Source organism: Lysobacter sp. P5_B12 (genome assembly GCF_056400425.1).
The window spans coordinates 168,537-194,076 of the sequence record NZ_JBFULG010000007.1 but is presented as its reverse complement, the minus strand read 5'-3'; the positions used below and the strand labels follow the sequence as shown (position 1 = coordinate 194,076).

General features: G+C 65.5%; 22 protein-coding genes and 1 tRNA gene. 19 read left to right on the top strand and 4 right to left on the bottom strand.

The window, feature by feature from the left end:
• Window positions 1-14 precede the first annotated feature (14 nt).
• The 8 genes from AC1DOM_RS12645 to AC1DOM_RS12610 all read left to right on the top strand — a co-directional run bounded on the left by AC1DOM_RS12645 (window position 15) and on the right by AC1DOM_RS12610 (window position 6,574).
• Window positions 15-977, top strand: coding sequence for an ABC-three component system protein (locus tag AC1DOM_RS12645; RefSeq protein WP_498963815.1), 963 nt, complete (start codon window positions 15-17; stop codon window positions 975-977).
• On the top strand, window positions 961-1,209 hold the full coding sequence (locus tag AC1DOM_RS12640; protein ID WP_498963813.1) for an ABC-three component system middle component 8: 249 nt from the start codon (window positions 961-963) through the stop codon (window positions 1,207-1,209). The genes AC1DOM_RS12645 and AC1DOM_RS12640 overlap by 17 nt, the downstream gene beginning before the upstream one ends.
• Window positions 1,196-2,992 carry a DUF2326 domain-containing protein gene (locus AC1DOM_RS12635; RefSeq protein WP_498963811.1) on the top strand — a complete coding sequence of 599 codons (1,797 nt, stop codon included), beginning with the start codon at window positions 1,196-1,198 and terminating at the stop codon, window positions 2,990-2,992. Before AC1DOM_RS12640 ends, AC1DOM_RS12635 begins: the two co-directional genes overlap by 14 nt.
• A 137-nt stretch (window positions 2,993-3,129) precedes the next feature.
• Complete coding sequence (locus AC1DOM_RS12630) at window positions 3,130-3,708, top strand: anthranilate synthase component II (RefSeq protein WP_498963809.1); 579 nt, start codon at window positions 3,130-3,132, stop codon at window positions 3,706-3,708.
• Window positions 3,709-3,710: 2 nt separating this feature from the next.
• Window positions 3,711-4,751 (top strand): anthranilate phosphoribosyltransferase, encoded by a 1,041-nt coding sequence (trpD, locus tag AC1DOM_RS12625; RefSeq protein ID WP_498963807.1) that lies wholly within the window; start codon window positions 3,711-3,713, stop codon window positions 4,749-4,751.
• Complete coding sequence (locus AC1DOM_RS12620; RefSeq protein ID WP_498963805.1) at window positions 4,748-5,095, top strand: antibiotic biosynthesis monooxygenase family protein; 348 nt, start codon at window positions 4,748-4,750, stop codon at window positions 5,093-5,095. Before trpD ends, AC1DOM_RS12620 begins: the two co-directional genes overlap by 4 nt.
• 1 nt (window position 5,096) lies before the next feature.
• The gene (gene trpC, locus AC1DOM_RS12615) at window positions 5,097-5,885 is read left to right on the top strand and encodes an indole-3-glycerol phosphate synthase TrpC (RefSeq protein WP_498963803.1); all 789 of its coding nucleotides are present in this window, start codon (window positions 5,097-5,099) and stop codon (window positions 5,883-5,885) included.
• Window positions 5,882-6,574 (top strand): haloacid dehalogenase-like hydrolase, encoded by a 693-nt coding sequence (locus AC1DOM_RS12610; RefSeq protein ID WP_498963801.1) that lies wholly within the window; start codon window positions 5,882-5,884, stop codon window positions 6,572-6,574. Before trpC ends, AC1DOM_RS12610 begins: the two co-directional genes overlap by 4 nt.
• Before the next feature lie 64 nt (window positions 6,575-6,638).
• Here AC1DOM_RS12610 and AC1DOM_RS12605 read toward each other — a convergent pair whose 3' ends face one another.
• Entirely contained in the window at window positions 6,639-7,094 is a 456-nt protein-coding gene (locus AC1DOM_RS12605; RefSeq protein WP_498963799.1) for a GNAT family N-acetyltransferase, read from the bottom strand.
• Window positions 7,095-7,097: 3 nt separating this feature from the next.
• Window positions 7,098-7,781 carry a cAMP-activated global transcriptional regulator CRP gene (gene crp / locus AC1DOM_RS12600; protein WP_498963797.1) on the bottom strand — a complete coding sequence of 228 codons (684 nt, stop codon included), beginning with the start codon at window positions 7,779-7,781 and terminating at the stop codon, window positions 7,098-7,100.
• 175 nt (window positions 7,782-7,956) lie between these two features.
• Here crp and speD point away from each other — a divergent pair, with 175 nt between their 5' ends.
• The gene (speD, locus tag AC1DOM_RS12595; RefSeq protein WP_498963795.1) at window positions 7,957-8,748 is read left to right on the top strand and encodes an adenosylmethionine decarboxylase; all 792 of its coding nucleotides are present in this window, start codon (window positions 7,957-7,959) and stop codon (window positions 8,746-8,748) included.
• Window positions 8,749-8,826: 78 nt separating this feature from the next.
• On the opposite strand, the gene coq7 is transcribed toward speD, so the two are convergent.
• Window positions 8,827-9,465 carry a 2-polyprenyl-3-methyl-6-methoxy-1,4-benzoquinone monooxygenase gene (gene coq7 / locus AC1DOM_RS12590; RefSeq protein ID WP_498963793.1) on the bottom strand — a complete coding sequence of 213 codons (639 nt, stop codon included), beginning with the start codon at window positions 9,463-9,465 and terminating at the stop codon, window positions 8,827-8,829.
• A gap of 233 nt (window positions 9,466-9,698) precedes the next feature.
• On the opposite strand from coq7, the gene AC1DOM_RS12585 reads away from it, so the two are divergent.
• The 9 genes from AC1DOM_RS12585 to maiA all read left to right on the top strand — a co-directional run bounded on the left by AC1DOM_RS12585 (window position 9,699) and on the right by maiA (window position 22,685).
• On the top strand, window positions 9,699-17,447 hold the full coding sequence (locus tag AC1DOM_RS12585) for a hypothetical protein (protein WP_498963791.1): 7,749 nt from the start codon (window positions 9,699-9,701) through the stop codon (window positions 17,445-17,447).
• A 138-nt stretch (window positions 17,448-17,585) separates the two neighbouring features.
• Window positions 17,586-18,779, top strand: coding sequence for a TIGR03032 family protein (locus AC1DOM_RS12580; RefSeq protein ID WP_498963789.1), 1,194 nt, complete (start codon window positions 17,586-17,588; stop codon window positions 18,777-18,779).
• Window positions 18,776-19,216 carry an EF-hand domain-containing protein gene (locus tag AC1DOM_RS12575; RefSeq protein WP_498963787.1) on the top strand — a complete coding sequence of 147 codons (441 nt, stop codon included), beginning with the start codon at window positions 18,776-18,778 and terminating at the stop codon, window positions 19,214-19,216. The genes AC1DOM_RS12580 and AC1DOM_RS12575 overlap by 4 nt, the downstream gene beginning before the upstream one ends.
• A gap of 2 nt (window positions 19,217-19,218) precedes the next feature.
• Complete coding sequence (locus AC1DOM_RS12570; protein ID WP_498963785.1) at window positions 19,219-19,770, top strand: hypothetical protein; 552 nt, start codon at window positions 19,219-19,221, stop codon at window positions 19,768-19,770.
• 134 nt (window positions 19,771-19,904) lie between these two features.
• Window positions 19,905-20,333: a 50S ribosomal protein L13 gene (gene rplM, locus AC1DOM_RS12565; protein ID WP_498963783.1), complete on the top strand. Its 429-nt coding sequence runs from the start codon at window positions 19,905-19,907 to the stop codon at window positions 20,331-20,333.
• Between the two features lie 9 nt (window positions 20,334-20,342).
• On the top strand, window positions 20,343-20,735 hold the full coding sequence (rpsI, locus tag AC1DOM_RS12560) for a 30S ribosomal protein S9 (protein ID WP_498963781.1): 393 nt from the start codon (window positions 20,343-20,345) through the stop codon (window positions 20,733-20,735).
• A gap of 45 nt (window positions 20,736-20,780) precedes the next feature.
• Window positions 20,781-20,855: transfer RNA gene (locus AC1DOM_RS12555), tRNA-Gln, on the top strand.
• A gap of 80 nt (window positions 20,856-20,935) precedes the next feature.
• The gene (locus tag AC1DOM_RS12550) at window positions 20,936-21,928 is read left to right on the top strand and encodes a fumarylacetoacetate hydrolase family protein (RefSeq protein ID WP_498963779.1); all 993 of its coding nucleotides are present in this window, start codon (window positions 20,936-20,938) and stop codon (window positions 21,926-21,928) included.
• Window positions 21,929-22,013: 85 nt separating this feature from the next.
• Window positions 22,014-22,685 (top strand): maleylacetoacetate isomerase, encoded by a 672-nt coding sequence (gene maiA, locus AC1DOM_RS12545; protein ID WP_498963777.1) that lies wholly within the window; start codon window positions 22,014-22,016, stop codon window positions 22,683-22,685.
• Window positions 22,686-22,735: 50 nt separating this feature from the next.
• Here maiA and AC1DOM_RS12540 read toward each other — a convergent pair whose 3' ends face one another.
• A complete protein-coding gene (locus AC1DOM_RS12540) occupies window positions 22,736-23,842 on the bottom strand; it encodes a PilT/PilU family type 4a pilus ATPase (protein ID WP_498963775.1) in 1,107 nt (368 codons plus the stop codon).
• Between the two features lie 191 nt (window positions 23,843-24,033).
• On the opposite strand from AC1DOM_RS12540, the gene AC1DOM_RS12535 reads away from it, so the two are divergent.
• Complete coding sequence (locus tag AC1DOM_RS12535; protein ID WP_498963773.1) at window positions 24,034-25,254, top strand: OmpA family protein; 1,221 nt, start codon at window positions 24,034-24,036, stop codon at window positions 25,252-25,254.
• Window positions 25,255-25,540: the final 286 nt, after the last annotated feature.

Here is a 25,540-nt window from a genome sequence, read left to right as displayed (position 1 = left end):
CCGGAAGGGGATGAGTGAAGTACGACTACGAGAATCTCAGCGATGGACAGTTCGAGCAACTCGTCGTCTCGATTTGCTTCTACTTGTTCGGCGCCGGTGTACAGGGATTCGCCACCGGTAAGGACGGCGGGCGCGACGCCAAATTTGTAGGTACGGCTACTCATATTCCGAGTGGCGCCGCCCCGTGGGTGGGCACCGCGATCATCCAAGCGAAGCACACGCAGGGCTTCAACAAGAAGTTCTCCGACTCTGACTTCTACTCGGAGTCTTCCGCCTCCGCCGTGATTAATAAGGAGCTGCCGCGCATCACGGCCCTGAGGAAGGCGAATGGGCTGGATCACTACATGCTCTTCTCGAATCGCCGCTTGACTGCGATCAGTGAATCGAAGATTCGTGCGGCTATTTCAAAGGAATGCGGGATACCTGAGAGTTCAATAATGCTCTGTGGAGTGGAGCAGATCGAAATGTGGCTGAAGGCGTTCCCACAGGCCGCTGTGCTTGCCGAAATCAGTCCTATCGATTCTCCCCTGCTGGTAAGCCCCGAAGAGATCGCAGACGTGGTAGAGGCCCTCACTGACACTTTTGCATCGGCAAGTGCAGCCGTGGGCGAGTCCCTAGAGCGTGTCTCGTATGCAGAAAAGAACGAGCTCAATGGGATGAGCGACGCGTTCAGCAAAGAGCTTCTCAAGAAGTACCTCAAGCACACGAAGATGATCGAGGATTTTCTTGCTGACCCGTCTAACGAAGACTTGCTCAATAAGTATCAGGCTGCGGTCGAAGAGCTTCAGTTGAACGTGATCGCCAAGAGAAAGGCGCATCAATCGTTCGACGATATTTTTGTCTATCTGCTGCGCCTTCTGTGCGACAGGGATCCGACCCTCAGGGCCAATAAGAAGCTCACAGCGATCGTGCTCTTCTATATGTACTGGTCCTGTGACCTTGGAATCACGGAGGAAGGAAATGCTGAAGCCCTCTAAGCATTCCCATCCAGATAAAACTGTATTGAGCGTTGCGGCTCTGGTCCTCGCAAGGCTGAAAGGACGCCGCGCGGAGGAGTTTGATTCACTTCGACAAGTTGTTACAAAAAAGATCCCGGGCGCGGAGTTCCTTTTTCTTCCGGCCCTGAGTTTGCTTTTCCTGCTGGGCCTCGTCGAATACAGGCCGAAGACCGACGCTCTCGAATACGTGGGTTCAAATGAAACTGTCTAAGCTGTACTCGAACGATCCAGCCCGCTTCGGCCCTATCAATTTCGAGTCGGGCCTGAACGTCGTCTTGGCTGAGATCAGGCTCCCCGAGAACAAGGCCAAGGACACCCACAACCTCGGCAAAACCACACTGGGTTCGGTAATTGATTTCTGCTTGCTGTCCTCCCCAAAGCCGAACTTCTTTCTCTTCAAGCACGCAGACCGCTTTCAGCGCCTCGTTTTCTTTCTAGAGATTCGTCTTCTCGATGGATCGTACGTAACCATTCGTCGCGGTTTGGAGGAGCCCACGAAGATTGGTTTCAAGCGGCACGCTGAGGAAGGGCGGGACCTCTCAGAACTCTCACAGTCCGAGTGGGACCACTTCTCCGTGCCACTTGAGAGGTCGAAAGAGATCCTTGACGGTCTGTTGGACCTCCGCGACCTAAAGCCGTGGTCGTACAGGAAGGTCATTGGGTACTTGCTTCGCACCCAAGAGGACTTCCGAGACGTCTTCCACCTGAAGAAGTTTGCGGGGGGACACTCCCAGTGGAAGCCGTTCCTCGCTCACGTCCTTGGCTTTAACTCGGAACTAGTCGAGAGGCATTACGTTAAGGAAGCGGCTTGTGCTCAGAAGCGACAGGAAGAAGAGATTATCCGGCGCGAACTGGGTGGCCCTGTTTCCGACCTAAGCAAAATTTCTGGCGTGCTGCTACTCAAGCGAAAAGAGGCCGAGAAGAAGCAGAATGTTTTGAACGAGTTCAACTTTCGGCAGTTTGATGCGGAGAGCACAAAGGTAGTGGTTGACGAGCTCGACCAAGTAATTGGCGACCTCAACGGACGCCGTTACTCACTCATGCAGAACAAGAAGAGAATTGCCTCCTCCTTGGACGAAGACCAGATTCTCTTCAACCCAGATGATGCGAGCGAACTCTTCAGGGAGGCTGGTGTCTTCTTCGAAGGCCAGCTCAAGCGTGATTTCCAGCAACTGATCGCTTTCAATCGGGCGATTACAGACGAGCGCCATGGATATCTCGTCGAAGAACTGGGTGAGATCGACCAGTCGTTAAAGCAAGTGAATTTGGAGCTCGCGAAACAGAACAAGCTTCGTTCCGAGGCGCTTGAGTTCCTGCAAGACGCAGATGCCTTCGAGCGATATCGCCACYATGGCGACGAGCTGATCACGTTGCGGGCAGAAATTATTGCCTTGGAGCGTCAGCAGGAGTATCTCGGCAAGCTTCAGAATTTGCGCGCAGAGATTCGAGCATTGGAAGAGGAGAGGGTGCATCTTCAGGCTCAGATCGAGGCTGACGTCGTAGAAAAGACCAATAGCGCGGACAGTCTCTTTTCTAAGGTGCTAGTGCACTTCAATGAGATCGTCGAGACCGTAATCGATCGAAAGGCGTTACTGACGGTTGTGGTGAATGCGCAAGGGCACCTTGAGTTCAAGGCAGAGATTCTTGATGCGGCTGGTAATGCCACCAGTGCGGACCGTGGCTTCACCTACCGGAAACTGCTTTGTGTGGCGTTCGATCTGGCGCTCCTGAGGGCCCACCTAACCGGTCGTTTCGCTCGGTTCGTGTTTCACGACGGTGTATTTGAATCGCTCGATGACAGAAAGAAAGAGAGGCTGTTAGGGGTTATCCGGTCGTACGCCCTTCTTGGCATTCAGCACGTCATCACTTTGATCGACTCAGATGCCCCCCCGGCCCCCGCTGCGGGTGAGTCGGTCTTCCTCTCTGAGGAAGTGGTCCTCAAGCTCCACGACGAGGGCTCAGACGGACGCCTGTTCCGCATGGAGGCGTGGTAGAGCATCCTTAGCGGCCCGGCGCCGCGATCTCTGCCAGTCTCGATCAGCCCAAGCGATTTCAAAAGAGGGTATCCATGCGGGTACTCTGTTGGGTTGGCGACATTTCGGCCCTGTAAAATCAATTAGTTAGGCGCCATATGCTGTTGATGATCGACAACTACGACAGCTTCACCTTCAACCTCGTGCAGTATCTGCAGACGTTGGGGGCGGAAGTACAGGTCGTGCGCAACGACGCGCTGACCGTCGGCGAGATCGAAAAGCTCGCCCCCGAACGCATCATGATTTCACCCGGTCCGGGGACACCGCACGACGCGGGTGTTTCGCTCGAGGTCATCCGCGAACTCGGCCCGCGCATCCCGGTGTTCGGCGTGTGCCTCGGGCACCAGACGCTGGGCCAGGTCTACGGCGGCGACGTGGTCCGCGCCAAGACGATCATGCACGGCAAGACCTCGCGCATCCGCCATGAAGGGCGGGGCGTATTCGCGGGTTTGCCCGATGCTTACGAAGCCACGCGTTACCACTCGCTCGTCGTGGCGAAGGACACCTTGCCCGATTGCCTCGAGATCACCGCGTGGACCGAGGATGAGAACGGCGGCTTCGACGAGATCATGGGCTTGCGCCATCGCGAACATCCGGTCGAGGGCGTGCAATTCCACCCCGAGTCGATCCTCACCGAACACGGCCACGCGCTGTTGCGCAACTTCCTGGAACGCTGACGATGGCCCTCACGCCCCAGGAAGCGCTGCAACGCACGATCGAGCATCGCGAGATCTTCCACGACGAGATGGTCGAGTTGATGCGCGCGATCATGCGCGGCGAAGTCTCGCCGACGATGACCGCGGCCATCCTCACCGGATTGCGCGTCAAGAAGGAAACCGTCGGCGAAATCGCCGGCGCGGCGTCGGTGCTGCGCGAGTTCGCGCGTCCGGTGCCGGTGCGCGACCGGACCAATCTCGTCGACATCGTCGGCACCGGCGGCGACGGCGCGCACACGTTCAACATTTCCACCGCATCGATGTTCGTCGTCGCCGCGGCGGGCGCGCGCGTGGCCAAGCACGGCAATCGCAGCGTGTCGTCGAAGTCGGGCAGCGCCGATGTGCTGGAAGCGCTCGGCGTGCAGATCGAACTCGCGCCCGAAGCCGTGGCGCAATGCATCGATCGCACCGGCATCGGCTTCATGTTCGCGCCCGTGCACCATCCGGCGATGAAGGTCGTCGCGCCGGTGCGCAAGGAAATGGGCGTGCGCACGATCTTCAACATCCTCGGGCCGCTGACCAATCCGGCCGGCGCACCGAACATCCTGATGGGCGTGTTCCATCCCGATCTGGTCGGCATCCAGGTGCGCGTGCTGCAGGAACTGGGTGCGCAACGCGCGCTGGTGGTGTGGGGCCGCGATGGCATGGATGAGTTGTCGCTGGGCGCGGGCACGCTCGTCGGCGAATTGCGCGATGGCGTGGTGCGCGAATACGACGTGCACCCGGAAGATTTCGGCATCGCGATGGCGGCCTCGCGCAACCTGCGCGTGAACGATGCGGCCGAATCGAAACTGATGCTCCTCGCCGCGCTGGAAGACATGCCGGGCTTGCCGCGCGAGATCGTCGCGCTGAACGCAGGCGCCGCGTTGTACGTCGCCGGCAAGGCCGAATCGCTGGAAGACGGCATCGCGCTCGCGCGCCGCACGATCGCCTCGGGCGCGGCGCGGGCGAAGCTCGACGAATTCATCGACGCCACCCGCGCGCTCGCCGGAGTCGCCGCATGAGCATGCACCCGGGCTTCGCCCGACTGCCGGAACCGCCGTACTACGCGGTGATCTTCTCCTCGCTGCGCAACGGGGACGACGAAGCGGGCTACGCCGCGGCTTCCGACCGCATGCTCGAACTCGCCGCGCTCCAGCCGGGTTACCTCGGCGCCGAAAGCACGCGCGGCAGCGATGGTTTCGGCATCACCGTGTCGTATTGGGCGAGCGAATCGGCCATCGCCGCGTGGAAGCACCAGGCCGAACACGCCGCCACCCGCAATTACGGTCGCAAACACTGGTATGAGCATTTCGAATTACGCGTGGCGAAAGTCGAGCGCGCCTACGGCAAGCCGACGAAGGGTTGAAATGAGCGACGTGCTGAACACCATCCTCGCGCGCAAGGCCGAGGAAATCATCGAGCGCCAACGCATGCGCCCGCTCGAAGCGGTACGCGAGGCAGCGCTTGCGATGCCCGAGCCGCGCGGTTTCGCGCAGGCGATGCGCGCCAAGCGTGCGCAAAACCTGCCGGCCGTGATCGCCGAGGTGAAGAAGGCGAGCCCGTCGAAGGGCCTGATCCGCGCCGACTTCGATCCGGCCGCCATCGCGCGCAGTTACGAAGCCGGCGGCGCCACGTGTCTTTCGGTGCTGACCGACGTCGATTATTTCCAGGGCAGCGATGCCTACCTGCAACAGGCGCGCGCTGCGTGCACGCTGCCGGTGTTGCGCAAGGATTTCACCATCGACGAATACCAGGTGTACGAGTCGCGCGCGCTCGGCGCCGACTGCATCCTGCTCATCGTCGCCGCGCTCGACGACCTGCACCTGGCCGACCTCACCGTGCTTGCGCTCGAACTGGGCATGGACGTGCTGGTCGAAGTGCACGACATCGACGAACTCGAACGCGCGCTGCAGGTGCCCGCGCCGTTGCTGGGCGTGAACAATCGCAACCTGCGCACCTTCGATGTCTCGCTGGAAACCACGCTGGCCTTGCGCGAAGCCGTGCCGGCCGACCGCATCCTCGTCACCGAGAGCGGAATCGCCACGCGCGCCGACGTGCAGCGCATGCGCGATGCGTCGGTCAATGCCTTCCTCGTCGGCGAAACCTTCATGCGCGCGCCCGACCCGGGCACCGCGCTGCGCGAGTTGTTCGCATGACCGACGCACCTTTGGTCGTCTTCGACTTCGACCACACGCTCTACGACGGCGATTCCGGCGGCCATCTCGTGCTGTGGCTGCTCAAGCGCAGCTGGCCGCGGCGCGTCGCTGCGTTGCTGGCCACGCCGTTGCTGTTGCCGCTGGTCGCCTTCCTGCCGACGCGGCGCTACGGCATCTCCGGTTACCTGTGGATCGGTACCTTCGGGCTGCACGAACGGCGCGAGCTCGACAAGTTGATCGACCAATATGTCGCGCACGATCAGGCGCGGATCCGCGCACGCCTGTTGCCGAAGGCCATGACCGTGCTGCAACGACATCGCGACGCCGGCGACCGCGTGCTCGTCGCCACCGGTGCGCCGCCGGAGCTCGCGCGCGCGATCCTGGATTTCGTCGCGCACCAGGATCTGCCGGTGATCGGCAGTCTGTCGCGTCCCTTCCTCGGCGGGCTGGTCACGCGCGACCACTGCCACCATGAAAACAAGATGCGGATGGTGCGCGCCGCAGGTTACGGGCCGATCGACATTGCGTATTCGGACAGCGCCGCGGATTTGCCGCTGTTGCTCGCCGCGCGTGCGCCGGTGGTGGTGAATCCGAAAGCGGGCCGTGTCGAGATGTTCCGGCGTGTGTTGCCGCCGGGGACGCCGATTCTCAATTGGGGGTGTGTGGATCGGGGTGGGGAGTCGCTCTGAAGGCGGGATCCCCCTCGAGCGCTGCGCGCGCTCGATCCCCCTTGGGAAGGGGGATGAAAGCCGGCTAGTCGCCCAGCAACTTCACGAAGTGGCGCGAGCCGTCGCTGTAGCCGCACGCGTGGTAGAAGGCGTGCGCGCCGGTGCGCGAAGGGTTGCTGGTGACTTCCAGCCGCACCGCGCCATTGCGGCGCGCCAGCGTTTCCATTTCGCGCAGCAGGCGGCGGCCGATGCCCTGGCCGTAACAATCCTCAGCGACGACCAGCGCGGTGAGCCTTGCGACATCCGCACCGCGCGTGAGCGAGTAATTGAGCTTCATCGCGGCCAGGCCGGCAGGCGCGCCATCGCGCTCGGCGATCAGCAGGAACTGCCGCGACTCCTCGCGGAAGTGCGCAATGCGCGCACGCGCCTCGACCACGGTGCACGGATATCCAAGCGCCTCGAGCAGGGCGGCGACCGCTTCGGCGTCGCCCGGCTCGACGCCGCGCACCCGCAGGACCATGGCGGATGCGTCGACGTTCATGGCTCAGCGCGTCCCGTAGAGCACGACGGTCTTGCCGCGGGCGTGCAGCTTGCCTTCGGCTTCGAGCTTCTTCAGCACGCGGCCGGCCATTTCGCGCGAGCAGCCCACCAGGCGCGCAAGCTCCTGGCGCGACACGCGCAACTGCGTGCCCTGCGGATGGCTCATCGATTCGGGCTCGCGCGCCAGGTCGTGGAGCGTGCGCACGATGCGATCGGTGACATCCAGGAAGGCCAGGCGGCCCGCCTTGCGGCTGGTGTCGAGCAGGCGGCGCGAAAGCTGCGCGCCGATCATGTAGAGGATCTTCGGCGCGTCGGCGATCAGCGGGCCCAGCAGCAGCTGGTACAGGCGCTCGTAGCTGATCTCGGCGAGCTCGCACGGCGTGCGCGTGCGCAGCGCGACTTCACGCCGCTCGGTCTCGATGAACAGGCCCATCTCGCCGACGAACTCGCCGGCGCCGAGGTAGCCCAGCACCAACTCCCGGCCATCGTCTTCCTCGGTGATGATGCTCACCGAGCCGTTGACCACGTAGTAGAGGGTGCCGGCCGGATCGCCGGGGCGGAAGACGTCGGTGCGGGTGGGATAGCGGCGGCGGTGGCACTGCGCGAGGAAACGTTCGAGCGTCGGGCCGTCGGGCGCGAGGGGGCTGGTGGCGCGTCGGAGCGGCGTGGCGTGGAAGTTTGGGCTCATGGGCGCTTCGGTGCTCAGGGGATGGTGAAAACAGGGGATCGCCGCAGCTTAGGCCCAATTCCGGGGTAGTGGTAGATACGTGCACGCCATGCGATGCCCCTTCCGGGCCGCATGCCGCATAATCGCGCCCCTCGACGGCACCCCCTCGCCGTAGCACCACCCAAGGACTCGACCGATGGTCAAGCCGCTGCCGCGCCTGAAGCTCCAGGGCTTCAACAACCTGACCAAGGCGCTGTCGTTCAACATCTACGACGTCTGCTATGCGGTGTCGGAAGAGCAGCGCCAGCGCTACATCGAATACATCGACGAGGAATACAACGCCGACCGCCTCACCCAGATCCTGACGGACGTGGCGGAGATCATCGGCGCCAACATCCTCAACGTGGCCCGCCAGGACTACGACCCGCAGGGTGCGTCGGTGACCATCCTGATCAGCGAGCAGCCCGTCGTGGAGAAGGCGCTGGCCAAGGGCGTGATCTCCGAGGCGGTGGTCGCGCACATGGACAAGTCGCACATCACGGTGCACACCTATCCGGAAACCCACCCGGACAACGGCATCGCGACCTTCCGCGCCGACATCGACGTGGCGACCTGCGGCGTGATCTCCCCGCTGCGCGCCCTGAACTACCTGATCGAGAGCCTGGAATCGGACATCGTGGTGATGGATTACCGCGTGCGCGGCTTCACGCGCGACATCAAGGGCCGCAAGCACTACATCGACCACAAGATCAACTCGATCCAGGATTACCTGGCCAAGAACGTGAAGTCGCGCTACGAGATGCTCGACGTCAACGTCTACCAGGAAAACATCTTCCACACGAAGATGCACCTGAAGGAATTCGACCTCGACAACTATCTGTTCGAGGAGAAGGCGAAGAACCTCTCGTTCAAGGAGCGCATGAAGATCGAGGCGCGGCTCAAGCGCGAGATCGAAGAGCTCTACCACGGCCGCAACCTGACCGAATAAAACCTCCCCTCCAGGGGAGCTCAAAAAGAAACCCGCCGAAAGGCGGGTTTCTTTTTGGGTGGGGTAGCCCGCGACGAATCAGATCCGATACGCGATCGCCTTCATCAAATTCGAAGCCGCCGCCATCAACGTCGGCACCGGCTGCGGCAGCACCCGCGCGCCCTGCGCTTGGGCATGGTCCGCATGCCGCGCTTCGTCGGCCTTCATCGTTTCCAGGATCGCGCGGCTGCGCAGGTCGGCGGCGGGCAGRCGTTCGAGGTGTTCGTGCAGGTGGGCTTCCACCTGGCGCTCGGTTTCGACCACGAACCCCAGGTTCCACCCATCGCCCCGCAAGCCGGCGAGCACGCCGATCGCGTAACTGCCGGCGTACCAGACCGGGTTGAGCAGGCTGGGGCGGGCGTCGAGTTCGGCGAGCCGGTCGGCGCACCAGGCCAGGTGGTCGGTTTCTTCGGCCGCGGCGGCGAGCAGCGCCTGGCGCGTCTCCGGATCCCGTGCGACGGAGGCCTGGCCGACGTACAGCGCCTGCGCGCAGACCTCGCCGACATGGTTGATGCGCATCAGGCCGGCGGCATGCCGGCGTTCGTCGGCCTCCAGCACCACATCGGCGGTGTCGCCGGCGGGGTTGCCGCGGGCCGCATCGGGCCGGCCGAAGACGGTGGACAGCGCGTTTTGCGTGTCGATCAGGAAGCGGTCGAGGGGGCTGATTTCGCGTGCCATACCCGCGAGTGTACCGATCGGCCAGCCGCGCGAGAGGCGTGTGACGGCCGCGCGCGCGGGCTTCAGGTCGCTGAAGCTGTTTCCATAACCGTGATGCAGGTCCTATTCCATTCGTGAGGGTCCTCACCTTAAACTCGGCTGAACTGGGTCGAAACCGAGACTCAGGTCACAGGGGTTGGGGCCGGGCATCGCAAACGCGGCGCAAGGCTTCGTAAAACAATCAGGGGAACAACTTGAAGAACGATCGCAACCGGGCGAGCCGCAAGGCCGCTCGTCGTTACAACGTATCTCCCGTCGCGCGCGCCGTCCGCTCGGTCCTCACCCTTTCCGCCGCGGCCCTGATGTTTTCGGGCACCGGCGTCGTCCTCGCGAAGTCGCCGGTCGTCGCGCCGCTCCCCGTCGAGCGCGCCAGCCTGTCGCATGAATTCGCGAGCATCGTCGACCTGACGCGCGTTTCGGATCAATGGACGCCCAAGAGCGTCGTCGACGAAGAATTCCAGTCGTTCAGTGCGCCCATGGGCGAAATGACGACGTTCGCCGCGGGGGCGACGGTCCAGGGCTTCGGCATCGTCGATGACCCGACGATCCTGCCGGGCTCGTTCCACAGCGGCCCGGGTGGCGTGTATGGGACCGACGACAAGGTCTTCCGTAATTGGGACCTGTCCGTCTCCTATAACGGTCCGGTCAACTGGTACATGTACGACGGCTACGCGCCGCCGGCGCAGGTATCGACCGACGGCATCGCGGTCGGCGCGTTCGCCAGCAACGACGACTCGCTCCTCTTGCGCAACTACTGGGACGGGATCAACGTCACCGGCACCACCTGGGCCGCGGGCCTGGAGGTCGAGTCGACCGGCGTGACGGGGGTGATCAACTACGACGCGATCACCTCGACGGTGACCGGCGCCGACGGCGTCGCTTTCGGCGTGTACGCCGTCGGCGACACGGGCGCGTGGATCTACAACGACGGCACGCTCGATGTGAACGGCGACGGTGCAGGCGCCGAGGCCTTCGGCATGTACGCCTTCACGAACAACGGCATCGCCGCCACCAACAACTTCGGCAACCTCTCCGTCGACGCCAATGGCGATGCGGTCGGTTCCTCCGCGGTCTCGCTGGGCAACAACGCGTGGAATGCCAACAGCGGCACGATGACCGTGTCCGGCTACGACGCACAGGGCATGTACGCCGCCTCCGTGGCCGGCAGTGCGTTCGGGCAGAACACCGGCACGCTGAGCGTCAGCGGCTTCTACGCCACCGGCATCTACGCGCTGTCCATCAACGGCACCGCGCACGCCGACAACTACGCTGCGCTCGACGTCTACGGGGCCTTCGCGCAGGGCGCGTGGGCGCGTTCGATCAACGGCTCGGCCGAGGCGTACAACAGCGAAGACGGCACCATCAACGTCGACGGTTACTACGGCGCGGCGGGCCTGATCGCGAATGCGAACAACGGCACCGCGACGGTCACGAACGACGGAACGGTCAACGTGATTTCGTCGGCCGGCGTCGCGCGCGGCGCGTTCGCCTATGGCGACACGGCGGTCGTCGACAACAATGGCGCGATCACCACGGGCGCGGCGATCCAGGCCATCGGCATCGACGCCGAAGGCGTTCGCGGCGCGACCGTCACCAACGGCGGCAATATCGTGGCCGGCAGCAGCGGCTCGGCGATCGGCGTGTGGGCGACGAGCTACGGCGACACCATCGTCACCAATCAAGCCACCGGCAACATCGATGTCGACGCGGTCAACGGCGTCGCGTACGGCATCTACGCCGGTGGTTACAGCGTGGGCGTGCACAATCTGGCGACCGTCGACGCGGCGTCGGTGTACGGCGATGCGATCGGCATCGGCGTGGGCGGCGTGTACGCCTCCGCGGTGAACGACGGGTCGATCAGCGCCAGCGGTGGTTCGGCCGGCTTCGGCATGTTCGGTTACGGCGCCGCTTCGGTGCAGCTGGACAACCACGGCACGATCAACGCGACCGCGACCGGCTCCGAAGGCTTCGCCGCCGGCGTCCTCGCGATCGGCGATACCGCCGGCGCGTACAACGACGGCGCGGTCTACGCCAACGGCGCGTTCGCCACCGGCATCGACATCCGCGGCACGAGCGCCGGCAGCGTCGAAAACCATGGCGGCGTGATCGTCGGCGGCGGCGACGTCACCGGCATCAGCGTGCGCGCCAGCGGCCAGGGCGGCAACGCGAACGTCCTGAACTACGGCGTCGTCGATGCGACGGGCGACCTGTTCGCCGTCGGCATCGCGGCGGTCGCGCGCGGCTATCTCGGCACGGCGAGCGTCTACAACGGCAGCAGCGTCACCGCTTCGGCGAAGTACGGTTCGGCGCAGGGCATCGTGGCCTCGGCCGACATCGACGCCTCCGTCGACAACCAGGGCGTGCTGCATACCTACGGCGGCGACAGCGCCTACGGCATCCTCGCGCTCTCGGCCGATGGCGACATCACCGTCGACAACGGCAACCAGATGATCACCGCCGCGATGAATCGCGGCTACGGCATCGCCTACGGCATCGCCGCGCAGTCGAACAACGGCCTGGTCTCGATCACCAACGACGGCATGATGATCACCGCCGGCGAAGCCACGGCCATGGGCATCTACGCCTCGACGAAGTGGAACGACGTCGAAGTCACCAACAACGGCCTGCTCGCCTCGATCGCCGCGAATGGCCGGGCCACCGGCGCCATCGCCATCAGCTACACCGGCGACGCGAACGTCTCCAACAGTGAATACGGCCAGGTCATCGCGCAAGGCGCGTACTCGGCCGCCGGCCTGCGCGCGATCTCCCTGTACAGCGATGCGAACGTCACCAACGACGGCGACGTGCACACCTACGGGGGCGTGCTCGATCGCGGCCTGACCGCGCGTTCGCTGTACGGCGGCGCCGCGAACATCACCAACAACGGCACCATCACCACGCAGAGCGCGTACAGCTCCTATGGCGTGTGGGCGCGCTCGGACTACGGCGACGCCACGGTGCACAACACCAACGGCATCACCTCGACCGCGCAGTACGGCGTGGCCTACGGCGCACTGGCCGGCGGCGCGTACACGATCAGCATCGACAACAGCGGCGCCATCCAGGCCTTCGCGGGCGACACCGCGGCCGGCGTGCTGGCCTACTCGCTGGGCGGCGATGCGAGCATCACCAACAGCGGTTACCTGCTCGGCAACGCCGGCAACGCGGGTTACGGCGCGCAGGTGATCGCCAATGCCGGCACGGCATCGTTGGCCAACACCGCCGACGGCGTGATCATCGCCAGTGCCTACAACGTCGCCGATGCCGTGTTCGCTTCGGGCGCGGTGGTCGATGTCCAGAACTACGGCACGCTCTCGGCCGACGCCGACGGCTGGGCCGCGGGCGTCGAATCGGTCGGCGGCGACATCAACATCGTTTCGCACACCGGCGCCGACGTCTCCGCGTACGCGTATGCCGGTCGCGCCACGGGCCTGTTCGCCAATGCCACGGGCGATGCGACCGTGCGCAACGGCGGCACGATCGACGTGGATTCGTACTCGGGCGACGCCTTCGGCACCTTCGCGCAGGCCGGCGGCAACGCCGTGCTCACCAACGGCGGCACGCTCACGGCGAACTCGGTGACAGGCGATGCCTTCGGCATGGTCGGCATCGGTTACAACGCCGACCTCAGCCAGAGCGCCTCGATCACCGTCGGCGGACAGGGCCGCGCGATCGGCATCGAAGGCATCGGCTACGCGCACGCGAACATCGTCAACAACGGCGACGTCGACGCGACGGCCAATTCCGGCATCGCCGCGGGCCTGTACACCTACTCGGTGCACGACACGCGCCAGGTCAACAACGGCAGCATCACGGCGCACGCCGGCAGCGGCCGCGCCTTCGGCATGTACGCCTACGGCTTCGACCAGACCGAAGTGCGCAACTTCGCGGGTCGTTCGATCGATGCCTCGGTCGACAACGGCGCGGCCTACGGCATGTTCGGTTACGGCGAAGACGCGCTCGTGGTCAACGACGGTGCGATCACCGTTTCGTCCGGCAACGGCACCGCGATCGGCGCGATCGGCGTGGGTTACGCGACCAGCGCGGTGACCAACGGCGCGACCGGCACGATTTCCGCGACCGCCAACGACGCGTTCGGCCTGATCACCACCGGCGACATCGCGACCGGCACCAATGCGGGCGACATCGCCGCGCATGGCGGCACGACCGCGATCGCGATGCAGGGCATCGGCATGTACGACGGCAGCACGGTGTCGCTGACCAACAGCGCCACCGGCTCGCTTTACGCCAACGTGTCCAACAAGTACGGCGCGGCCGTGGGCATCGTCGGCAACGCCGACGGCAACGTGAGCATCACCAACGACGGCGACATCGCCGCGAGCAACGGCCACTACACCTACGGCGTGCTGGCGCATTCGGATTCGGGCACGGTCTCGGTCGGCCACACCGGCGACATCACCAGTTACGCGAGCGTCTTGAACGGCACCGCCTTCGGCATCGATGCCTCGGCCTACGGCGACGTCACCGTCGACAGCACCGGTTCGATCACCGTCTCCGGCAAGTACGCGACGGGCATCTCCGCCATCGCCCAGGCCGGCGACGTCACCGTAAACAATGGCAACGCGATCACCGCGAATGCGCTGGTCCACCAGGGCCTGGGCATCCTCGCGATCGCCGATGCGGGCAACGCGACCGTCGGCAACACGGGCGCGATCACCGTCACGGGCATGGCCCCGGGTGCGGGGGTGATGGGCGTGGTGGCCGGTTCGTACGACGGCACGGCCACGATCCACAACGCCGCCGGCGCCACGGTCACCACGATGTCGGAATACGGCGTCGCCGGTGGCCTGTATGCCTTCGGCCCCGACGTGTCGATCGACAACGGCGGCGACGTGCTCGTGACCGGCGGGCCGTCCGCGGTCGGCGTCGGCTTCGATTCCGACCGCGCCGTCGTCGTCAACGGCGGCACGATCACGGTCGCGCAGCTGGGCGGCGGCAATCCGCCGGCGCCGCCGCTCGCCGTCACCCCGGGCAACGGCATCGGCATCGCCGGTTATGTGGGCGAGGGCGGTTCGGCCCACGTCACCAACAACGGTTCGATCGACGTCACGACGCTCGACAACGCGTTCGGCATCCAGGTCACCGGCTACGGCGACGTGACGATCGACGGCACGGGCTCGATCACGGCGACGTCCACCAGCGGCGGCGCATTCGGCATCCTCGCCGACACCCTGGGCGGCGCGACTGCGACGCATGTGTCGATCACCACGGGCGATACGCTCGACGTCGAAGGCGGCACCTACGCCGCCTATGGCGTCGTCGCCTTGGGCAGCGATGTCGCGATCCAAAACACCGGCGCCACGAATGTGCATGCCTATCGCGCCATCGGCCTGGAAGGCCTCGGCGCCGAGGCCGTCGACATCGGCAACACGGGCAGCGTCACGGTCGCCAGCGACGGCAACCAAACCGTGGGCATCCTCGCGCTTTCCGATCACCATGCCAGCATCGACAGCGCGGGCGACGTTTCGGTCACCTTCGCCGCCGCAACCGGCACGGTTTACGGCTTGTACGCCGATGGCGGCGACTACGCTTCGATCGTCAACGGCGCCACGTTGAATGTGGTCACGACGATCCAGAACGGGAACGCGCAAGCCGTCGGCGCCTACGCCACCGCCTCCACGGCGAACATCGACAACGGCGGCCAGATCACGGTGACGTCCAGCGGAACCGCGATGGGCGTGTCCATGTTCGGCGGCGAAACGATATTCAACAACGACGGCGCCATCACCGCGCTCTCGCACATGGCAACCGGCGCGCGGATCGTCGGCAACCAGGTCGACTTCGACAACCAGGGCACCATCACCGCACAAGGCGCGGGGGCCTACGGTGCGATCGCGATCGGTTTCGACACCGTCGACCTGGTGAACAGCCACGACATCACGGCCATCGGCGACGGTCTGGCGACCGGCCTGGGCGTCGGCACCTTCGACGGCAACGTCACCGCGGACAACCTCGGCGACATCTACGCGATCGCTTATCACGGCGCTGCACTCGGCGCGGGTGCCTATTCCGAAAGCGGCAACATCGCCTTCGCCAACGGCGGCTCGATCTCCGCGCACGGCGCGGGTGAAACCATAGGCCTGCGGATCGGTGGCGGCGGTGATGCCAGCGTGGTGAACGACGGCCAGATCGGCGCGATCAACGCCGACACCGCCATCGCGCTCGACCTCGACGTCCTCGGCACCGCCACGGTGAACAACATCGGCCACATCGTCGCGCAGGCGACCGAAGAAGGCAGCATCGCGATCCACGGCGGCGACGGCTTCGACCTGGTCACCAACAGCGGCGACATCGTCGGCGCGCTGGTGACGGGCGCGGGCGACGACGGCCTGACGAATGCGGCGGGCGGCACGTGGACCGTGCGCGGCCACGCCACCGACTTCGGCGACGGCGACGACGCGATCGTCAACGCGGGCACCATCGTGCTGCACGACGCGGCGATCAGCCTCGGCGGCAACAGCGCGGCCGGCAACAGCTTCGCCAACAACGGCATGCTTTCCATCGACGGCGACAGCGCCATCGACATGGGCACCGGCGGCGCGGCGCCGCTCGTCGCGGGCAATGCGCCGATCTCGGTACTCAATTCGCTCGCATTCACCAACAACGGCACGATCAGCTTCCTGGACGGCGCGCCCGACGACATGCTCACCATCACCGGCGACTTCGCCGGCCAGGGTGCGCTGAACGTCGACGTCTCGCTGCTCAACGGCACCAGCGACATGCTCTACATCGACGGCAACATCGTCAGCAATTCGGTGCAGACGCTGAACGTCAACGTCCTCGACCTGCTCACCAGCGCCACCGAAATCGACATCCCGGTGGTCGTGGTGGAAGGCGACGCGACGGCGGCCAACGTCAAGGCGGGCAGCATCATCGCCGGCAACGTCAACTTCAACGCGAACAACTTCCTCGACCTCAAGGTGTCGGTGAACCCGCACGTCAACGCGCAGAACGGCTCGATCGACGTGTTCGCGCTGACGCTGGGCTTCGGCGGCCTGAACGACACCGGCGCGCTCGCCACCGCGATCGCCCCGGGCGCGCACAGCCTGATGGCGGCGCAGGTCGGCACCTTCCGCCAGCGCCAGGGTGTGTTCTCGCAGCTCGGCGACAGCGACAAGGGCGCGTGGGTCCGCGTGTTCGGCGACAAGGGCACGATCACGCCGGACGCGCAGCTGGACAACCTGCCGGCGTCGAACAACTTCGCGTTCGACCAGACCAACCAGGGCGTCGAAGCGGGCGTCAACGCGCTGGTCGCCGATGGCTTCTACATCGGCGCCAGCCTGTCGAAGTCGCGCGGCAAGCAGGACCTGGCCAACGGCTTCGGCAGCGACGACATCGACGGCACGACCGTCGGCGGTTATGTCACCTGGCTCGGCCAGAACGGCATGTACGCCGATGTCTCGTATCGCTGGATGCATTTCGATGCCGACATGACCTCCTTCGGCGGCCGTCGCGAAGTGGGTGGCGACGCCGGCGCGTTCAACGCCGAAATGGGCTGGAACGTGTGGTCCTCGGCCGGCGGCATGAAGCTCGTCCCGCAGGTGCAGTACACGCGCACGAAGGTCGAGAACATCGACCGCATCGAAGGCGACCTGGCGGACTTCGTTTCCGACGGCGGCACCTCCTCGCGCGCGCGCCTGGGCCTGGAAATGGAGCAGACCTTCCAGTCGGCTTCGGGCACCAAGTGGACGCCGTACGGCGTGATCAGCCTGGTGCGCGAGTTCGATGGCGAAACCGGCTTCACGGTCGCCGACAACTTCACCGGCCGCATGAGCACCGAAGGCACCAGCGGCCAGCTGGAGGTCGGCGTGAACGCGAAGATCGGCCAGCGCGTCGACGTGTGGGGCGGCCTGAACTACATGGACGGCGGCGCCATCGACGGCGTGTGGGGCGGTCAGGTCGGCGTTCGTTACACCTGGTAAACGCATCGGTCCCGGCGGCCATTCGCCGCCGGGACCCATTCAGCGGTCCGGTCAGGTTCCACACGCAAAAAGCGCTGGCAGCCGGCGCCGAAATCGATTCAACTGTCCCGCTGGGGCAGGGGATATCTGGAGAAGTTCGTGGCAAGCAGCAAGAAGACGCCCGGCGGCGAAAAGCCCGCCGCGCAGGTGCAGGGTGCGGACGTCGCACCGGCCGTGGAAACCCCGGCCAAGGCCGAGGCATCCTCTGAACAGCGGGCGCCGCTGGACCTCACCAAACTGAAAGTCGAGAAGAGCTGCTCGCGCGGCCTGTCGACATGGTTGTCGACCAACCGCGTGTCGCTGGCGATCTCCTCGTACCAGACCGGCCGCGTCTACCTGGTCGGCAGCGACCAGCAGGGCCGCGTGTCGTTCTTCGAACGCATCTTCGAACGCGCGATGGGCATCGTCGGCAACGCGCAACGCATCTATCTCGGCGGCCTGTACCAGCTGTGGCGCTTCGAGAACGTGCTGCGCCCCAACGAGATCATCCACGGCAAGTTCGACAAGTGCTACGTGCCGCGCAACGCGCAGACGATCGGTGATCTCGACATCCACGAGCTCGGCATCCGCAGCGATGGCCGCGTGGTGTTCGTCAACACGAAGTATTCCTGCCTGGCCGAGCTGAGCACGACGCACAGCTTCAAGCCGATCTGGAAGCCGAGCTTCATCAGCAAGCTCGCGCCGGAAGATCGTTGCCACCTCAACGGTTTGGCGATGAAGGACGGCGCGCCGAAATACGTCACGGCGGTGTGCAAGTCCGACGCGGTGGATGGTTGGCGCGACCGCCGCATGAACGGTGGCGTGGTCATCGACGTGGAAACCGACGAGATCGTCTGCGAAGGCCTGTCGATGCCGCATAGCCCGCGCTGGGCGAACGGCAAGCTGTGGGTGCTCAACGCGGGTACCGGGCACCTGGGCTACGTGGATTTCGCGACCAGGTCCTTCGTGCCGACCGCGTGGTTCCCGGGCTTCCTGCGTGGCTTGTCGATCGTCGGCAACGTCGCGGCGGTGGGTCTGTCGAAGCCGCGCAACCAGCGCTTCGAAGGCCTGCAGCTGGACGAGGAATTGAAGAAGCGCGATGCCGAACCGTGGTGCGGCGTGCAGATCGTCAACCTGTCCAACGGCGATGTCGTCAACTGGATCCGCTTCGAAGGCGACATCAGCGAAATCTTCGACATCAGCTTCCTGCCCAATGTCGTCAACCCGATGATGATCGGCCTGCGCACGGCGGAAATCCGCGAGCTGATCACCTTCGAACCCGAACAATCGCCGCAGTCCGAGGCTCTCGCATGAAATCGCGCATTCTTTTCGCCGTTGCCGTGTTGGTGGCCGCGCCCGCGTTCGCGCAGCAGGCCGCAAAGCCCGCCGCGCAGCCCGCGTTGCAGGGCGGCCCCGACGCGACCTTCGCCGCGTGGGACAAGGACGGCAACGGCACGCTGACGAAGGACGAATTCCGCGCCGGCTGGATGGCCACGCGCGACGACCTCGCGCTGCGCCGCCTGCAGGGCGAATTCGCGCGCCACGACACCGACAAGAGCGGCAAGCTCGAAGCCGGCGAATACGCGCAGCTCGCGCTGGTGCTGCGCGCGGGCAAGTCGGCGCCGGCGATGACGGCCTTCGACAAGAACAAGGACGGCGGGTTGCAGTTCGCCGAGTACGTCGACTTCATCAAGGTCGCAGGCGCGCAGCAATCGCGCGCCGTCGCGCCCGTCGCGCCGAAGGCGAAGTAAGCATGGCGTATTCGATCGTTCCGACCTGGGGCCAGGTCACGCCGGAACTGCAGGCCGAGCTCGTCGATTTCTGGATCGGCCACAAGGCGATGGCCGATGCGCAGCGTGCGAAGCTGCGCGCGCAGCAGGCCGTGTGCGTGCTGCGCGATGCCGACGGCGCGCTGTGCGGCGTGGCCACCGCCTTCGTGCAGGTGCGCCCGCGCCTGCGCCAGCCGATGTACTACTTCCGCCAGTTCATCGCGCCCGCGCACCGCCAGCAACAACAGGCGCTGCCGATCTTCAGGGCGGCCTGCGAGATCCTCGAGGCGGCCAACCAGGTCAAGCCGCAGTGCCTGGGCGTGCTGATGGAGATCGAAAACCCCGATCTGGCGCGGGTCTTCTCCCACGTGGTGGGCGCGCGCACTGGCGCGGTCTTCCTCGGCTATTCGCCGCGCGGCCACCAGCTGCGGGCGGTCTACTTCAAGGGCGCCAAGCTGTTCGCGCCGGTGCCCCTGCGCCGTCGCCAGCCGGCCCAAGGCAGTGTGAAGGCGCCCGAAAAGGCCCCGGCGGCCTGATTTTCCAAGGGGCGCAGGTTGCGGCGCCCCCGTGGGGCCGGTATGATTCCGCCTCTTTTGTTCCGCCCTACATCGCGCGGCAACCTTCCGGCACCCCCGGAACAAGCCCGACCATGTACCTAACGAGTCACGCAATGAAGACTTTTACCGCCAAGAACGAGACCGTCCAGCGCGACTGGTACATCGTCGACGCCGAAGGCAAGACCCTCGGCCGCCTCGCCACCGAGCTCGCACGTCGCCTCCGTGGCAAGCACAAGCCCGTTTACACGCCCCACGTCGATACCGGCGATTACCTCGTGGTGATCAACGCCGAGAAGATCCACGTGACCGGCCGCAAGCTGCAGGACAAGATGTACTACCGGTTCACCGGCTACATCGGCAACCTGAAGTCCGAATCGCTCGCCCAGGCGCTCGAGCGCCACCCCGAGCGCGTCATCGAAACCGCCGTCAAGGGCATGCTGCCCAAGAACCCGCTGGGCCGTGCGATGTATCGCAAGCTCAAGGTCTACGCTGGCCCGAATCATCCGCATACGGCCCAGCAGCCGCAGCCCCTGGACATCTAAGGTAACGACATGGCTATCCAGCAGAATTACGGCACCGGCCGCCGCAAGTCCTCGACCGCCCGCGTGTTCCTGCGCAAGGGCACGGGCAACATCACCATCAACGAGCGCACGATCGAAGACTTCTTCGGCCGCGAGACCGCCCGCATGATCGTGCGCCAGCCGCTCGAACTCACGCAGTCGACCGACAAGTTCGACATCGTCGTGACGGTGGAAGGCGGCGGCATCACCGGTCAGGCCGGTGCGATCCGCCTCGGCATCTCCCGCGCGCTGGTGGAATACGACGAGTCGCTGAAGTCCGACCTGCGCAAGGCCGGTTTCATGACCCGCGACGCCCGCGAAGTCGAACGCAAGAAGGTCGGCCTCCACAAGGCCCGCCGCGCCACGCAGTTCTCGAAGCGCTAATTTTTCGGTTACGAGATTCGCGGTAGAATCGCAGCACAGCTCAATAGCCCCGTCGCCAAGCGGTAAGGCACCTGACTCTGACTCAGGCATTCGGTGGTTCGAATCCATCCGGGGCTGCCAAACAAGAAGACCCGCCGAAAGGCGGGTTTTCTTTTTTCCGTACAATGCACGGCTCCCACGCGTCGGAAGAGCCCCCTGCAATGAAGCTCGGTTCCCTCAAGGAAGGCGGCCGTGACGGCACGCTGATCGTCGTCTCCCGCGATCTCTCGCGCGGCGTGCGCGCCACCACCATCGCCCCGACCCTGCAGCGCGCACTGGAAGACTGGTCCAACGCCGCGCCGCGCCTGAACGCGCTGTCCGATGCGCTCAACGCCGGCACCGCGCCCGATGCCTTCGACATCGACATGGCCGCGCTCGCCGCGCCGTTGCCGCGTGCCTATGAATTCGTCGACGGCAGCGCGTACCTCCCGCACGTCGAACGCGTGCGCCGCGCGCGCGGCGCCGAAGTGCCCGAAAGTTTCTACGTCGACCCGTTGATGTACCAAGCCACCAGCGCCGGCTTCCTCGGCCCGCGCGATGCGGTGAAGGTCGTCGACGAAGGCTATGGCATCGACCTGGAAGCGGAGATCGTCGTGATCACCGACGACGTGCCGATGGCCGTCTCCGCCGAGCGCGCCGCGACCCACATCCAGCTCGTCGGCCTGGTCAACGACGTCTCGCTGCGCAACCTGATTCCCGGCGAACTCGCCAAGGGCTTCGGCTTCCTGCAGTCCAAGCCGCGCTCGGCGCTCTCGCCGGTGTTCGTGACGCCGGACGAGCTGCACGATGCCTGGCAGTCCAACAAGGTGCACCTGCCGCTGCTGACGCACATCAACGGGCAGTGGTTCGGCGCGCCGGAAGCGGGCGTGGACATGCAGTTCGATTTCGCGCAGCTGGTCGCGCACGCGGCGAAGACGCGCCCCCTGTCGGCCGGCACCATCGTCGGCTCGGGCACGATCGCCAACGTCGACACCTCCAAGGGCGCCTCGTGCTTCGCCGAAAAGCGCACGGTGGAAACGCTGGAACACGGCAAGCCGTCGACGCCGTTCCTGTCCTTCGGCGACGCGGTCCGCATCGAGATGCTGGATGCGCAGGGCCGCAGCATCTTCGGCGCGATCGACCAGCGCATCGAACGCCAGACCCCGGCGGTCTGAGGGTGGGCCCGGCGGGCTTCCGCGCCCGCCTGCGCCAAGCTAATGTGGTCGTGCCGCCAACCGCGGCACGGGGGGAAGGGCGGCAGTGAACGACCGGCTTCGTCTGTATTCGTACTGGCGCTCCAGCGCCGCGTATCGCGTGCGCATCGGCCTGAACCTCAAGGGCCTGCCGTACGAACAGTTCCCCGTGCACTTGGTGCGCGACGGCGGCGACCAGCACAAACCCGCGTTCCGCGCGACCAACCCGCAGGGCCTGGTGCCGGTGCTCGAACACGGCCAGCGCATGCTGCGCCAGTCGATGGCGATCCTCGAATACCTCGACGAGGTATGGCCCGATCCGCCGCTGCTGCCGGCCACCGCGCGCGACCGCCAGCGCGTGCGCGCGCTTGCGCAATTGGTCGCGTGCGACATCCATCCGCTCAACAACCTGCGCGTGCTGCAGTACTTCGAACGCGAGTGGCACGTGCCGCAGCCCGAGCGCGACGAATGGGTGCGTCACTGGATCTGCGATGGCCTGGATGCCTTCGAAGCGATGCTGCACGACCATCCCTCGACCGGCGCCTACTGCGATGGCCACGCACCGACCATCGCCGATGCGTGCCTGATCCCGCAGCTCTACAACGCGCGCCGCTTTGGCGTGGACATCGCGCGCTTCCCGACCATCGCGCGCATCGAGCAGGCGTGCCTGGCGCACCCGGCCTTCGACGAGGCACGGCCGGAGAAACAACCCGATGCGCCGGAGAAGCCTGCCGGATAAAAAAAGCCCCGCATCGCGGGGCTTTTCGTTTCTGGCGATGTCGCGATGCGTCAGTGCGTTTCGAACACGTCCGCATACGGGTCGTGCTCGCCGGTCGCGCCTTCGGAGAGGCGGAACTTCAGCGCCAGGCCATCGCGCGAGTCGGCGGCGTTGAGCGCCGATTCCTTCTCGACCTTGCCTTCCTTGTACAGGCGGAACAGGCACTGGTCGAAGGATTCCATGCCCGCTTCCAGCGACTCTTCCATCGCCTGCTTCAACTCGTGCACCTGGCCGCGGCGCAGCAGGTCGCGGATCATCGGCGTGTTGATCAGCACTTCGCACGCGGGGATGCGGCGGCCGTCGACGCCGATCACCAGGCGCTGCGAAATCACCGCCTTGAGGTTCAGCGCCAGGTTCATCAGCACGTTCTTGTGCGCGGCCTCGGGGAAGAAGTTGAGGATGCGTTCGATCGTCTGGTCGGCGTTGTTGGAGTGCAGCGTCGCCAGGCAGATATGGCCGGTTTCGGCGAAGGCGATCGCCGCTTCCATCGTCGTGGCGTCGAGGATTTCGCCGATGAGGATGACGTCGGGCGCTTCGCGCATCGCGTTCTTCAACGCGTTGTGGAAGGCGTGCGTGTCCAGGCCGACTTCGCGCTGGTTCACGATCGACTTCTTGTGCTTGTGCAGGTATTCGATCGGATCCTCGATGGTGAGGATGTGGCCGGCCGAAGTGCTGTTGCGGTGGTCGATCATCGAGGCGAGCGTGGTGGACTTGCCCGAACCGGTGGAGCCCACGATCAGCACCAGCCCGCGCGGGGCCATGATGATTTCCTTGAGCACCTGCGGCAGTTGCAGCTCCTCGATCGAGGGAATGATGCTGCGGATGGCGCGGATCACCATGCCCACTTCGCCGCGCTGCTTGAACACGTTCACGCGGAAGCGGCCCGAATCGGCCAGGGCGATGGCGATGTTGAGCTCGAGCTCTCTCTCGAACTGCGGCACCTGGCCCTCGTCCATCAGGGAATAGGCGATCTTCTTGACCATGCCCGCGGGCAGGCCGGTGTTGCCGAGCGGATAAAGCTTGCCTTCGACCTTGATGTACACCGGCGCGCCGGTGGTCAGGAACATGTCGGAGGCATTCTTTTCCGTCATCAGCTTCAGGAAATAGCCGATGTCCATAGCGCGTACTCTCTCCCGGAGGCGACCGTTTGCATGCGCGGCGCCGGCTCAACACAATGACTGCGCGCTCAATCCCCTATAGACCGGCACGGCACCCCTCTATGCGCCCAAGCTTCGCACACTTCACCCGAACGCAACACGCGAGGCTCTGCGGCCTTGTGATCGCAATCGCGTTGTCCGGTTGCGCCAGCGTGCCGCCACCGACCGGCGAGTTGTCGGCCGCGCAGCAATCGGTCTCGCGCGCGGAAAGCGCCGATGCGGACCAGTACGCAGCCGCTGAACTGGCGGCGGCGCGCAATGCGCTGGGGTCCGCGCAGTCGGCGATGTCGGCCGGGGAAGATGCCGATGCGCGCCGGTTCGCGACCTCGGCCTCGTCGTGGGGCGATCTCGCCGTCGCACGCAGCCGCGCGGCCACTACGCAGGCCGATTACGACCAGCGCCGTGCGGAAATCGCCGGCCTGCACCAGCGCCTGCAACTGGGCGCCAACGACGAAACGCCCGCGCTCGCCTGGCCTGCGCCGGCGGCCACGCAGTCCCCGGACATGGCCGAGGCGCTCTCGCAGCGGCTGGTCGCCCTCGACGCCGACGCCCGCCTGCAAGGCATGGCCGCCTACGAACGCCTGCGCGCACGCCAGGCCATCGATGCGCTGGCGCAGGCGCGCAAGAGCGACCGCGCCCTGGCCAGCCAGGTCGCGCAGCAGCGCGTGGAAACGGCCGAAATCGCGGCCCGCACCGAAGCCACGCGCCGTGAAGTCGATCGCCTGGATCGCGAACGCAGCGAATTGCTGGTCGAATCCAGCCGCCAGGAAGCCGAGCGCGCCCGCCAGGAAACCGAGCGCCTTCGCCTGGAAACGCAGATCCAGATGGAAGAAGCGCAGCGCCTGCGCGCGGCCGCCGAATCCGAAGCGGCCGCCCGCGCCCAGGCCGACCAGATCGTCCTGGACGTCGCCGGCGACCAGGCCGCGAAGCTCGCGGCCGCCAAGGCCCGCGACGCGGAGCTGGCCCGCAAAGAAGCGCAGCTCACCGGCGCCATCGGCGACCTGCCGCCATCCAAGCGCACCTCGGCCGGCGAAGTCTTCACCCTCGGCAGCGATGCCTTCGCTTCGGGCAAGGCCTCGCTGTCTTCCAGCGGCAGCGGTAGCGTGCGCGCGCTCGGCGCGTACATCGCCGCCGCGCCCACGGGCAAGATCCGCATCGAAGCCCATACCGACGGACAAGGGGATGCCGCCGCCAACCTGGAGCTTTCGCAGCTCCGTGCCAATGCCGTGCGCGCCGCGCTCTCCGCGGCCGGCGTCCCGAAGTCGAAGCTGCAGGCCACCGGAAAGGGTGAATCGGATCCGGTCGCCAGCAACGACACCGCGCAGGGTCGGGCGCGCAACCGCCGCGTCGAGATCATTGTTGCCGACAAATAACCTTTTATTTTCAATACGTTGACATGGCCTTGCCGGCTGTCGGCAAGCGGCCGCAAATCGACGATCGTCCCCTTGCCGAGTCGTGGGGGGAGGAGTAGCGTCGATCTCCCGAGCAGACTCTTGCTCGGCTTGCGAGAGACCAGGCCGATGACGCAAACGCCCGCATCCGAGGAGCGTGCCGCCGGACGAAACGTCCGGTCAGGCGCCGAATCGAATGCCCCGGCGGCCTGCGGAACCATCGACCCGATGATCCTCGCCCCCATGGACGCCCCGTGCCCCAGGCCCG